The 12225-nt window shown below is 71.0% G+C and carries 8 protein-coding genes; 7 read left to right on the top strand and 1 reads right to left on the bottom strand.

Annotated features, from left to right (window positions below):
* The first annotated feature begins 29 nt into the window (after positions 1-29).
* The 7 genes from HH212_RS03110 (at position 30) to HH212_RS03080 (ending at position 9093) form a co-directional block, all read left to right on the top strand.
* Positions 30-1403: an NAD(P)-dependent oxidoreductase gene (locus tag HH212_RS03110; protein ID WP_169434044.1), complete on the top strand. Its 1374-nt coding sequence runs from the start codon at positions 30-32 to the stop codon at positions 1401-1403.
* Positions 1391-2686, top strand: coding sequence for an NAD-dependent dihydropyrimidine dehydrogenase subunit PreA (gene preA / locus HH212_RS03105; protein WP_169434043.1), 1296 nt, complete (start codon positions 1391-1393; stop codon positions 2684-2686). The genes HH212_RS03110 and preA overlap by 13 nt, the downstream gene beginning before the upstream one ends.
* A gap of 101 nt (positions 2687-2787) precedes the next feature.
* Positions 2788-4260: an NCS1 family nucleobase:cation symporter-1 gene (locus HH212_RS03100; RefSeq protein WP_169434042.1), complete on the top strand. Its 1473-nt coding sequence runs from the start codon at positions 2788-2790 to the stop codon at positions 4258-4260.
* Positions 4261-4292: 32 nt separating this feature from the next.
* Positions 4293-5759: a dihydropyrimidinase gene (gene hydA / locus HH212_RS03095; protein ID WP_169434041.1), complete on the top strand. Its 1467-nt coding sequence runs from the start codon at positions 4293-4295 to the stop codon at positions 5757-5759.
* Between the two features lie 154 nt (positions 5760-5913).
* Positions 5914-7164: a Zn-dependent hydrolase gene (locus tag HH212_RS03090; protein WP_169434040.1), complete on the top strand. Its 1251-nt coding sequence runs from the start codon at positions 5914-5916 to the stop codon at positions 7162-7164.
* Positions 7154-7741 carry a sigma-70 family RNA polymerase sigma factor gene (locus HH212_RS03085; protein ID WP_169434039.1) on the top strand — a complete coding sequence of 196 codons (588 nt, stop codon included), beginning with the start codon at positions 7154-7156 and terminating at the stop codon, positions 7739-7741. Before HH212_RS03090 ends, HH212_RS03085 begins: the two co-directional genes overlap by 11 nt.
* Positions 7738-9093: a hypothetical protein gene (locus HH212_RS03080; RefSeq protein WP_169434038.1), complete on the top strand. Its 1356-nt coding sequence runs from the start codon at positions 7738-7740 to the stop codon at positions 9091-9093. The genes HH212_RS03085 and HH212_RS03080 overlap by 4 nt, the downstream gene beginning before the upstream one ends.
* Positions 9094-9096: 3 nt before the next feature.
* Here HH212_RS03080 and HH212_RS03075 read toward each other — a convergent pair whose 3' ends face one another.
* Positions 9097-12078, bottom strand: a complete 2982-nt coding sequence (locus HH212_RS03075; protein WP_229217541.1) for a DUF2135 domain-containing protein — start codon at positions 12076-12078, stop codon at positions 9097-9099.
* Between the last annotated feature and the right edge of the window lie 147 nt (positions 12079-12225).

The raw sequence follows: 12225 nt of genomic DNA, 5'->3' as shown, positions 1-12225 counted from the left end.
CCCCACTACCCCGAACCCGAAGGATGCCCATGATCGAATCCCTCCAGCACCTGCCGCCGGCCGCCGGCACGCACAGCCTGCTGGCCGAGCGCTTCACCGACCTGGCGCCGCCGCTGACTGCGCGCCAGGCCGCGGTCGAAAGCATGCGCTGCCTGTACTGCCACGATGCGCCCTGCGCGCGCGCCTGTCCCACCGGGATCGACGTCGCCGGCTTCATCCGCAACATCCGCGAGCAGAACATCGACGGCGCCGCCTACGGCATCCTCAAGCAGAACATTTTCGGCGGCGCCTGCGCCCGCGTGTGCCCGACCGAGATCCTGTGCGAGGACGCCTGCGTGCGCAACGACGACAGCGAAGGCCAGCCGGTGAAAATCGGCCTGCTGCAGCGCTACGCCACCGACCATGCGCGTTTCGACTGTCATCCCTTCCAGCGCGCCGCCGCCACCGGCAAGACGGTCGCCGTGGTCGGCGCCGGGCCGGCCGGCCTGGCGTGCGCGCACCGCCTGGCGATGCTGGGGCACGAGGTCGTGGTGTTCGAGGCGCAAGGCAAGCCGGGCGGCCTGAACGAATACGGCATCGCCAAGTACAAGCTGCCGGGCGACTTCGCCCAGCGCGAAATCGACTTCCTGCTGGCCATCGGCGGCATCGAGATCCGCTACGGCCAGGCGCTGGGCGCCGACCTGCACCTGCCGGACCTGCAGGCGCGCTACGACGCGGTGTTCCTCGGGCTCGGCCTGGGCGCCAGCCGCCGCCTCGGCCTGGCCGGCGAGGATGCGCCCGGCTTGATGACGGCGGTCGACTACATCGCCACGCTGCGCCAGGCCGCCGACCTGGCCGCGCTGCCGCTGCCGCGCCGCGCCATCGTGATCGGCGCCGGCAATACCGCGATCGATATGGCGGTGCAATTGAAGCGCCTGGGCGCGCAGGACGTCACGCTGGTGTACCGGCGCGGCGTCGAGGCGATGAGCGCCACCGGCCACGAGATCGACATCGCCAAGGCGGCCCAGGTGCGCATGCTGACCTGGGCCGCGCCGCTGGCCGTGCTGCTGGACGAGGGCGGCAAGGTGCGCGGCATGCGCTTCGAGGAAACCCGCATCGAGGACGGACGCCTGGTCGGCACCGGCGCCACCGTCGAGATCGCGGCCGACGCCGTGTTCAAGGCGATCGGCCAGGGCCTGGACACGGCCAGCCTGTTCGATCCGCCGGCGCGGGCATTGGCGGACGACGCCGGCCGCATCCGCGTCGACGCGCGTTTCCGTACCGCGCTGCCGGGCGTGTACGCCGGCGGCGACTGCATCGCGCCGGGGCAGGATCTGACCGTGCAGGCGGTCCAGCACGGCAAGCTGGCCGCCATGGCGATCGACCACGACATCCAATCCACGGAGGCCGCATGGCGGACCTGAGCATCGATTTCTGCGGTATCCAATCCCCCAACCCGTTCTGGCTGGCCTCGGCGCCGCCGACCGACAAGGCCTACAACGTGGTGCGCGCCTTCGAGGCCGGCTGGGGCGGCGTGGTGTGGAAGACGCTGGGCGAGGACCCGCCGGCGGTCAACGTATCGTCGCGCTATTCGGCGATCCACGGCAAGGACCGCGAAGTCATCGGTTTTAATAACATCGAGCTGATCACCGACCGCAGCCTGGAAATCAACCTGCGCGAGATCGCGCAGGTCAAGCGCGCCTGGCCGGACCGGGCGCTGATCGTGTCGATGATGCTGCCGTGCGAGGAAGCGCCGTGGCGCGAAATCCTGCCGCTGGTGGAGGCGACCGGCGCCGACGGCATCGAACTGAACTTCGGCTGCCCGCACGGCATGCCCGAGCGTGGCATGGGCGCGGCGGTGGGGCAGCAGCCCGACTTGATCGAACTGGTCACGCGCTGGTGCAAGACCTACACGCGCCTGCCGGTGATCGTCAAGCTGACCCCGAACATCACCGACGTGCGCGCGCCGGCGCGGGCGGCGCTGGCCGGCGGGGCGGACGCGGTCTCGCTGATCAACACCATCAACTCGATCACCCACCTCGACCTGGACCGCATGGTGGCCTACCCGGTGGTCGGCGGCGCCAGCACCCACGGCGGCTATTGCGGCGCGGCGGTCAAGCCGATCGCGCTGAACATGGTGGCCGAGATCGCGCGCGATCCGCTCACCGCGCGCCTGCCGATCTCCGGCATCGGCGGCATCGGCAACTGGCGCGACGCCGCCGAATTCATCGCGCTGGGCGCCGGTTCGGTGCAGGTGTGCACCGCGGCGATGCTGCACGGCTTTCGCATCGTCGAAGAGATGCAGGACGGCCTGGCGCGCTGGATGGACAGCAAGGGCTATCCCAACATCGCCGCGTTCTCGCGCAAGGCGGTGCCGAATACCACCGACTGGAAATACCTGGACATGAACTACCGGGTGATCGCGCACATCGACCAGGACCAGTGCATCAAGTGCGGCAAGTGCCACATCGCCTGCGAGGATACGTCGCACCAGGCGGTGGCCAAGCTGGTCACGGCCGGCCCGCGCGGCGAAGGGCGGCGCTACGAGGTGATCGAGGAAGAGTGCGTGGGCTGCAACCTGTGCGAGATCACCTGTCCGGTGGAGGGGTGCATCAGCATGGTGCCGCAGCCTGCCGACAAGCCGTACATGAACTGGACCCAGGATCCGCGCAATCCGCGCGCGGTGGCGGTGGCAGATGAGGCCTGAGATGCCCGTGGCATTGTTATTGCTGGTTGAACGCGTGGACGGGGAAACCGCCTCGCCGGCCACGCCCACCCTACCAATCCCACACCGCGGAGACTAGCCCGATGACCGATACCGACCTCTGGAACCACGATCTCGCCCCGACCGATGCGTCGCAACGCACCTGGCGCTGGTACCACTTTGCCGCCCTGTGGGTCGGCATGGTCATGTGCATCCCCGCCTACACGCTGTCGGCCAGCCTGGTCGAAGCCGGCATGTCGGCCCAGCAGGCCGTGTTCACCGTGTTCCTGGCGAATACCATCGTGCTGCTGCCGATGCTGTTGATCGGCCACGCCGGCACCCGCTACGGCATTCCGTACGCGGTGCTGGCGCGCGCCTCGTTCGGCACCCGTGGCGCGCGCCTGCCGGCGCTGATGCGCGCCATCGTCGCCTGCGGCTGGTACGGCATCCAGACCTGGTTCGGCGGCAGCATGATCTATACGCTGCTGGGCGTGCTGCTCGGGCACGAAGTCGGCGGCGCCAAGCTGGCCGGCCTGGGCATCAACGGCGCGCAGCTGGCCTGCTTCCTGGCGTTCTGGGCGATCCAGCTCTGGTTCATCGTGCACGGCATGGAATCGATCCGCAAGCTGGAAACCTACACCGCGCCGCTGAAGATCGCGATCTGCTTCGTGCTGCTCTGGTGGGTGTACGACAAGGCGGGTGGCTTCGGTCCGCTGTTGCACCAACCCTCGGCCTTCGTGGCGGGCGGCGCCAAGGCCGGGCAGTTCTGGACCACCTTCTGGCCCTCGCTTACCGCCATGGTCGGCTTCTGGGCCACGCTGGCGCTGAACATCCCCGACTTCACCCGCTTCGCACGCACCCAGCGCGACCAGGTGCTGGGCCAGTCGATCGGCCTGCCGGTGCCGATGGGCTTGCTGGCCGCGCTGGCGGTGATCGTCACCTCGGCCACCGTGGTCCTGTACGGCAAGGCGCTGTGGGACCCGGTCGATCTGGCCAGCCGCATGACCGGCGCCGCGGTGCTGGTGGCGCTGGTCGTGCTGCTGGTGGATACCGTCAGCGTCAACCTGGCCGCCAACCTGGTGGGGCCGGCCTACGACTTTTCCGCACTGGCGCCGCGCCATGTGTCCTACCGCATGGGCGGCTATCTCACCGCCGCCATCGCGCTGGCGATGATGCCCTGGAAGATCCTGGAATCGACGCAGGGCTATATCTTCACCTGGCTGATCGGCTACTCGGCGCTGCTGGGGCCGATCGCCGGCATCCTCATCATCGACTACTACCTGGTCCGCAAGACCGCGCTGGCGGTCGAGCAGCTGTACCGCGACGACGGCATCTACGGCTACCGCAACGGCTGGAACCCGGCCGCCATCGTCGCCTTTGTCGCCGGCGTGCTGCCGAACATCCCGGGCTTCCTGAACGCCGCCTTCCCGCAGGCGTTCCCGGACGTCGGCGCCGGTTTCAAGACCGTCTACACGTATGCCTGGTTCGTCGGCATCGCCGTGGCCGCGCTGGTGTACGGCGCGATGATGAAGGGACGGGCGCTGCCGGCGCTGCACGCCGCGCGCTCGATCGAGTGACAGATGAACCAATCGCCAATCAGGAGGCAAGCATGACCGTATTGATCCGTGGCGGCACTGTCGTCAACGCCGACCGCGCATTCCGCGCCGACGTCCTGTGCGCCGGCGACAAGATCGTCGCCGTGGGCGACAACCTGGAAGCGCCGCCGCACGCCACCATCGTCGATGCCGGCGGCCAGTACGTGATGCCGGGCGGGATCGACACCCACACCCACATGCAGCTGCCCTTCATGGGCACCGTCGCCGCCGACGATTTCTATACCGGCACGGCGGCCGGCCTGGCTGGCGGCACCACCACCATCATGGACTTCGTGATCCCCGATCCTCGGCAGCGCCTGCTGGACGCCTTTCACACCTGGCGCGGCTGGGCGGCCAAGTCGGCGGCCGACTACACCTTCCACGTGGCCGTCACCTGGTGGGACGACTCGGTGCACGAGGACATGGGCACGCTGGTGCGCGAACACGGCGTGAACAGCTTCAAGCACTTCATGGCCTACAAGAACGCGATCATGGCCGACGACGAGACGCTGATCAAGAGCTTCCGCCGCGCGCTGGAACTGGGCGCGATCCCGACCGTGCACGCCGAGAACGGCGAGCTGGTGTACCAGCTGCAGCGCGAACTGCTGGCACGCGGCGTGCGCGGGCCGGAGGCGCATCCGCTGTCGCGCCCGCCCGAGGTCGAGGCCGAGGCGGCCAACCGCGCCATCGCCATCGCCGCCGTGCTGGGCACGCCGCTGTACATCGTGCACGTCTCGTGCGCCGAATCGCTGGACGCCATCGCCCGCGCCCGCGCGCGCGGCCAGCGCGTGTACGGCGAGGCGCTGGCCGGGCACCTGGTGATCGACGACAGCGTGTACCGCAACCCGGACCCGGCCTATGCGCGCGCCCACGTGATGAGTCCGCCGTTCCGCTCGCCGCAGCACCAGGCCGCGCTGTGGCAGGGCCTGCGCGGGGGAAACCTGCACACCACCGCCACCGACCACTGCACCTTCTGTGCCGCACAAAAGGCGGCCGGCGCGGACGCGCAGGGACAGGAAGATTTCACCCGCATCCCGAACGGCTGCGGCGGCGTCGAGGAACGCATGATGGTGGTGTGGGATGCGGGCGTGAACAGCGGCGCCCTGAGCCCGTGCGAGTTCGTCGCCGTGACTTCGGCCAACGCCGCCCGCATCTTCAACATCTACCCGAGGAAGGGCCTGGTCGCCGCCGGCTGCGACGCCGACCTGGTGGTGTGGGACCCGCTGGCCACGCGCACGCTGTCGGCCGCGACCCAGTTCTCCAAAGGCGACGTCAACGTGTTCGAGGGGCGCACGGTGCGTGGGGTGCCGACCCATACGCTGGCGGCGGGCAAGCTGGTGTACGTCAACGGCGACTTGCGCGCGGAACAGGGCGCGGGACGGTATGTGGCGCGGCCGGCGTTCACCGGTGCCGATGCCGGCGGCGCGGCCGGTGCGGCCGGCATGCACGGTGCCCCCGCCACCATGGCCGCAATCCCCTGACCGTCGCCCCCGCGCAGGCGGGGGCCCATGCCGAGTTCGCAGCACTTCACGGCCAACGCTACCGGAGGCTGTGCATGGGTCCCCGTCTGCGCGGGGACGACGGCTCGACGTTTCCCGAATCGATCATACGTACACGCAACTGGAGAATGGCACCATGAACACCCTGCGCATCAACGGCGACCGCCTGTGGACTTCCCTGATGGACCTGGCCCGCATCGGCGCCACCGACAAGGGCGGCGTCAAGCGCCTCGCGCTCACGGATCTCGACCGCCAGGGCCGCGACCTGGTGGTGCAATGGGGCCGCGAAGCGGGCCTGGCCGTCACGGTCGACCGCATCGGCAACGTCTTCATGCGCCGCGAAGGCACGAATCCGGCCCTGGCGCCGGTCGTCACCGGCAGCCACGTCGATACGCAACCCACCGGCGGCAAGTTCGACGGCAACTACGGCGTACTGGCCGGGCTGGAAGTGGTGCGCACGCTGAACCAGCACGGCATCCGCACCGAGGCGCCGATCGAGGTCGCCTTCTGGACCAACGAGGAAGGCTCGCGCTTCGTGCCGGTGATGATGGGCTCCGGCGTGTTCTGCGGCGCCTTCAGCCTGGAGACCGCTTATGCCGCGCGCGACGTCGACGGCAAGTCGGTCGGCGAGGAGCTGGAACGCATCGGCTACCGCGGCGACGAAGTGCCGGGCGATCACCCGATCGGCGCCTACTTCGAAGCCCACATTGAGCAGGGGCCGGTGCTGGAAGACGCGGACAAGGTGATCGGCGTGGTGCCGGCGGTGATGGGCCTGTCCTGGTACGACTGCACGGTGAACGGCATGGAGGCGCACGCCGGCCCGACCCCGATGCACCTGCGCCGCGACGCGCTGCAGATGGCCACGCGCATCATGCAGGAAGTGGTGGCGATCGCCGACCGCTACCCGCCGTACGGGCGCGGCACGGTCGGCATGGTGCAGGTGTTCCCCAACAGCCGCAACGTGATTCCGGGCCAGGTCAAGTTCAGCATCGACCTGCGCAACGTCAGCGACGACCTGCTGAACACCATGCACGACGAGATCACGGCGTACGTCAACCGGGTGCGCGCCGACAGCGGCCTGGCGATCGAGCTGGAGCGCGTGTCCTACTATCCGCCGTGTCCGTTCCACCCGGACTGCGTGGATGCGGTGCGCACCGCCACCGAACTGCTCGGCTACCCGGCCATGGACGTGGTCTCGGGTGCCGGCCACGACGCCATCTACGTGGCGCGCCTGGCGCCGGCCGGCATGATCTTCGTGCCGTGCAAGGACGGCATCAGCCACAACGAGATCGAGGATGCCCGGCCGGATCACCTGGAGGCCGGCTGCAACGTGCTGCTGCACGCGATGCTGGCGCGCGCCGGTGCTATCATGGCGCATGCCGATTGACCCCTCCGACGAAGACCTGGCCCTGTGTTACCGCGACGGCGACCTGGCCGCTTTCGAGGAGCTGTACCGGCGCCACAGCGGCGGCCTGTACCGGTTCATCGCTTGGCGTTCGCCGCGCCGCGAATGGGTGGACGAGGTCGTGCAGGACAGCTGGGCCGCGCTGCACCAGGCGCGCGGGCGCTACGTGGCCAGCGCCTCGTTCCGCACTTTTCTTTACCAGATCGCGCGCAACCGGCTGATCGACCTGATCCGCCACGACCCACGCACCCTGCTCGAGAGCGAACTGGGCGGCGCACACGGACTGGCGGCGTTGGCCGACGGCCAGGGACAGGGCGCCACGCCGGAAGAGGCGCTCGACGCACGCCAGCAGACCACGCTGCTGCACCGGGCCATCCGCGCGCTGCCGGACGAGCAGCGCGAGGCGCTGGTGCTGCAGCAGTTCAGCGGACTGGCGCTGGACGAGATCGCGGCGCTGTGCGGCGTGCCGCTGGAAACCGTCAAGAGCCGGCTGCGCTACGCGATGCGCAAGCTGCGCGACCAACTCGCCACCGATACCGCCAGGGAGGCCGGAGCATGACCACGCGCCACGACGACGACCGCGAATTCGACGCCTTTTTGCGCGGCGAGGACGAGCTGTCCGCGCTGCTGCGCCAGGCCGGTCAGCCGGCGCCGCCGCCGGAACTGGACGCGCGCATCCTGGCGCAGGCGCGCGCCGCCTTGCGCGAGCCGGTGCGCGCGGCCAACGATGCGGATGCGGGGGCGGATGGGGGTGGCGGCGTGGAGGCGGGTGCGGGTGCGGGTGCGGGCGGTCTGGCGCCGGCGATCCGGCCGGCGTCGAAGCGGGTGCAGGAAATGCCGTTCGCGGCTGCTCCGGCCGACACCCATGGTGCGCCCGTGCGGCGCGCGCCCTGGGCGGTGCGCCTGCGCGTGCCGCTGGCCCTGGCGGCGACGGCGCTCATCGGCGTCTCGCTGGGCTTGCATTGGGAAGGCTGGCGCGATGCGGCGCCGGCGGTGCCGGTGGACAGTGCGCCGGCATCGGCTGCCCCGGCAGCGCCGGTGACGCCATCTGCCGTTGCGGAGCCGTCGTCTGGGGCCGCCGCCCAGCCGACGCAGTCCGAGGCCGCGCCGGCGACCGCACGGGATGACGCGGCCGCCAAGCGCGCTGCCCCGGCTGCGCATGGCCGCCTGGCCGGCAGCGCCGCGCCCGAGCCGTCGCAGGCAGCGGCGCTGGCATCGACGATGGACGAGGTGATGCCGCCGCCGCCGCCCGAACCTGCATCGATATCGCCACTTCCACCGGCACCGGCACCGGTATTTTCACCGCCGTCCGCATCGACGCCGGGAGTCATGGCGCGTTCCCGTTCCGGCACGCCATCGTCTTCTTCCGTGACGGCACCGGCCTGGCCGGAACCCGTGGCGCCGCCGGTTTACTACCGCGCCCCGCAGCGCGAGCCGGCCGCGCGTGTCGCGGCGCCGGCATCCGCGCCTGCGCTCGCACGGGTTCCCACGCCTGCGCCGGCTGCGGCACCCGCGCCCGCATTCGTTCCAGCGCCGGCGCCACCTTCCGCACCCGCACAGGCCGCGCGGTCCGCGCTACCTCCCGCACCCGCACCGGCTGCGCCGCCGCCTTCGCTCGCGCTCCCGGCGCCGCCGGCGTCTTCATCCGCTGCCGCACAGGCAAAACGCGCGCCGGCGTCCGTCGAGGTCACCGGCAGCCGCGTGGCCCGCGCCGACGCGCCGGCCGCCGACGCGCGCGCCGAACGCTGGCTGGCGCTGCTGGCCGAACTGCTCGACCGCCGCCTCGACGCCGACGCGCGCGACAGCTGGCGGCATTTCCGCCGCGAGTACCCCGATTATCCGGTGCCGGCGGCGCTGCAGGCGCGCATCGACGCGCTGCCGGCCGCGCCGGCCGCGTCGATCACTCGCTAACGTTCAGCGCCGCGCCGGACGCCCGTTCCCTGCGGGCGCGGCGCCGACCTCGAACTCGCCGACGAACACGGTCTCGCCCCGGCCGCGCAGGCGCAGCGTCACCAGTTGTTCCTGCGCGCGCGGCGTGCCGAAGCCGGTGGTCAGGCGCAGCTGCAGCGTGGTGCTAGACGCCACCAGCTGCTGGCGGTGGCCGTAGAAATTGGCTTCCACCTTGTACTTGCCGGGCTTGGCGTCGCGCAGCGAGAACTCTTCCGGCCCGTAGCCGCCGGTGACGTCGCGCGACATCTGCCCGCCCTGGTAGGTCAGGCGGTTGGCGTACATGCAGCGCTCGCCATTCGGGTCGGTCACCCACAGGTCCATGTCGCTGTTGTCGGCGTCCCAGGTCAGCACCGCGCGCAGGTCGAGCGGCATGGGGCGCAGCAGGCGCGCATCGAAGCGGCTGGCGTCGACCTTGCCCCTGGCGGCGGCGATGACGGCGTTCAGGTCGGCCAGCGTGATCAGTTCGACGTCGGCGAAGCGCGCATCCCATTCGCGCACGACCACCTGGTACAGGGTGTCGGCCGCCTCCTGCGCGCGGCCGACGGCGGCGTAGGCCAGGCCGAGGTCGCGCCACGATTGCGGCTCGTCCTCGGCCAGGCGCAGCACGCTCTCGAACACCGGCACGGCGAGTTCCGGCGCGCCGGCCTGCAGCAGGCGGTAGCCGAGGATGCGCAGCACCTGGCGGTTTTCCAGGTCCATCTCGGCCAGGTTGGACAGCACGCGCAGCGCCAGGTCGCGCTGGCCTTTCTCGAACAGCAGGTCGGCGACGTCGAGGTAGAACGCGCTGCTGTTGAAGAAGTCGGGTTTCTGGTCGAGGTAGATGGCGTAGGCCTGCTGCGCGTCGGCGCCGCGCAGGCGGTCCAGGTAGCGCGCATCGGGCGTCCATTTCTGTAGCGCGATGCCGAGTTGCGCTTGAGCGCGGGCGGCGGCGGCAGGATCCACGCGGCTGCCGCTCACCTGCACGCTGCGGTACGCCATGGACGGCGCGGCCGGCGCCGGGGCAGGCATCATGGGCGCCGGTGCCGTCGTGCTGCGCGCCTGGAAAGCCGGTTCCGGCGGCGGTGGCGGCAGGATGACATCGCCCGGCTGCGCGCCGCTGCGTCCGTCGCGGCGATAGATCGTGCTGCCCTCGCCAGTGTCCACGGTGATTTTCGGTTGCGGCGGCGCGCCTTTCGGATAGCCCGTCTCCCACCACGCCTGTTTGGCGTCGAGCTCGCGCAGCACGCGCTGCAGGTGCGATTCGCGCGCCGTGGCCAGCGTCTCGGTGCGCAGCGACTGCATCTGCGCGAACGCCTTGCGCAGCTCGGGCGGCGGCGCGATGTCGTGGCGGACGTAGTCGTCCAGCCGCTCCAGCACGATCAGCGAGGTGTCGCGCGTGGCGATGCCGAAGCGCTTGCCGAGACGGGCGATCTCGGCGCGCTTGAGCAGGTAATCCGCCTGCAGCGCGTCGATGCGCCAGCCGGCCCACAGCAGCGGCGCCAGCGGCTGGCGGGGGCTGGCCTGCGTCACCGGCACCGCGACGCTGCCCCCGCCGGCGAAGGTTACGCGCAGCAGCGCATCGGCGCGCTGGCGGCGGCCGGCCACGCGCACGATGCCGCCGTGCGCGTCGATCGATTCGGCCTGCAGGTCGGCCAGGCCGTCGCCCTGCAGCGCGGCGATGCGCGCGCCGTCGGTCACGAGCGCGCGGGCGGCGGCGTCGATGGCGCCGGGGGCGATGTCGACCAGGCGGCCGTTGCCGCGCCGCGCCAGTGCGTCCAGGTAGCCGGTGTCGGCGCCCGGCGCCGCGTTCAGCACGAACAGGCGCTGCGACGGCAGCAGCGTTGGGAAGGTGCGCGCGCCATAGTTGTCCAGGCCGTCGGACACCAGCAGGTATTCATTCACTGGCGCGCCCGCCAGGCGCGGCGCGGTCCAGGCGCCGAGCGCGCTGGCGCCGTCGTAGACCGTGCCTTCCAGCTCGCGCCGCAGGGCTGACCAGTCGCCGCCGCGCACGCGGAAGGTGCGCGGCGCCTCGGCGCGGTCGCGCAGCCGGACCAGCGCCACGTCGATGTCGCCCGCGGCGCGGAAGTAGCGCTCCAGCACGGCCAGTTCGAGGTCGTGGCGCCGCGCCGCGCCCGAGCCGGAGCTGTCCCACAGCAGGCCCATGGTGCGCGGCAGCGCGCGCGGCGCCGGCGCGGTCGTTACCGGGATCTCGGCGTAGAAATACGATTCGTCCTCGAATTCGCCGGTCCAGGCGCGCGCGCCGTCGTCGGCCTTGCCGGCGATGGTCAGCGCATCGTTGGCCAGCAGGCGGCGCGGCAGGCTGGCCTTGAAGCCGTCGGCGGCCGGCTGGAACGGCGCCGGATCGAGCGCATCGGGCAGCACCGGGGCGGCGGCCGCGCTGTGCACGCTGACCTCGGCGGCGATGTCGCCGGCGCCGGCCGCGTAGGGCAGCGGCAGGCGGTAGGTCCAGCGCCCGCTGGCGCGTTCCAGCGCCTGCGCCAGCTGCACGCGCACGCGGCGCGTGCCGTGCGCCGGGATCGGGTACACGCGCAGCTTGAGATTGTCGCCCTGCGTGGTTTCCAGCAGGGCCGGGTCGACGCCGCGGCGCACGATCGCCTCGAACACCTGCCGTCCCTTGGCCTTGTCCACCGGCACCGCCGGCCGCATCGCGCCGTCGAGATCCAGCGCGAAGCCGGTCACGCGCTGGCCGGGCGCCAGCGGGAACTGCAGTTCGCCTTCGAGCACGCGCTCGTTCGGGTTGTAGAAGGTCAGCTCGATCGTGGTGGCGGCCATGCCGCCGCCGATGTCGACCGCCAGGCCGGCCTGCTGCAGCTGGATCGGCGTGCGGGCGTCAGGGGCCAGCAGCAGCGGGCGCGGTGGCGGGGTCGCGCGGCGCGCGGATTGCGCGAGGGCCGGGGCGCACAGGATGCATGCGCCCAGCAGGAGGGTGGCCAGGATGCGAGGCATGGAAGGAACTCCGGTGGTTGTTCGTATCCATGGAACGGGCCAGTTGCCGCGGCGGGGTTAAGTCGAAATTAATTTAATGGGAGAAGATAGGTAGGCCTGGATTTCGAAGTGTCCATGGCAGGGCAGCGTGCAAGGTGCTGCATGCGA

Origin of the sequence: Massilia forsythiae (assembly GCF_012849555.1) — a bacterium.
Classification (GTDB): domain Bacteria; phylum Pseudomonadota; class Gammaproteobacteria; order Burkholderiales; family Burkholderiaceae_D; genus Telluria; species Telluria forsythiae.
Note: the sequence above shows the minus strand (reverse complement) of the source record. Positions and strands in the feature narration are given on the sequence as shown.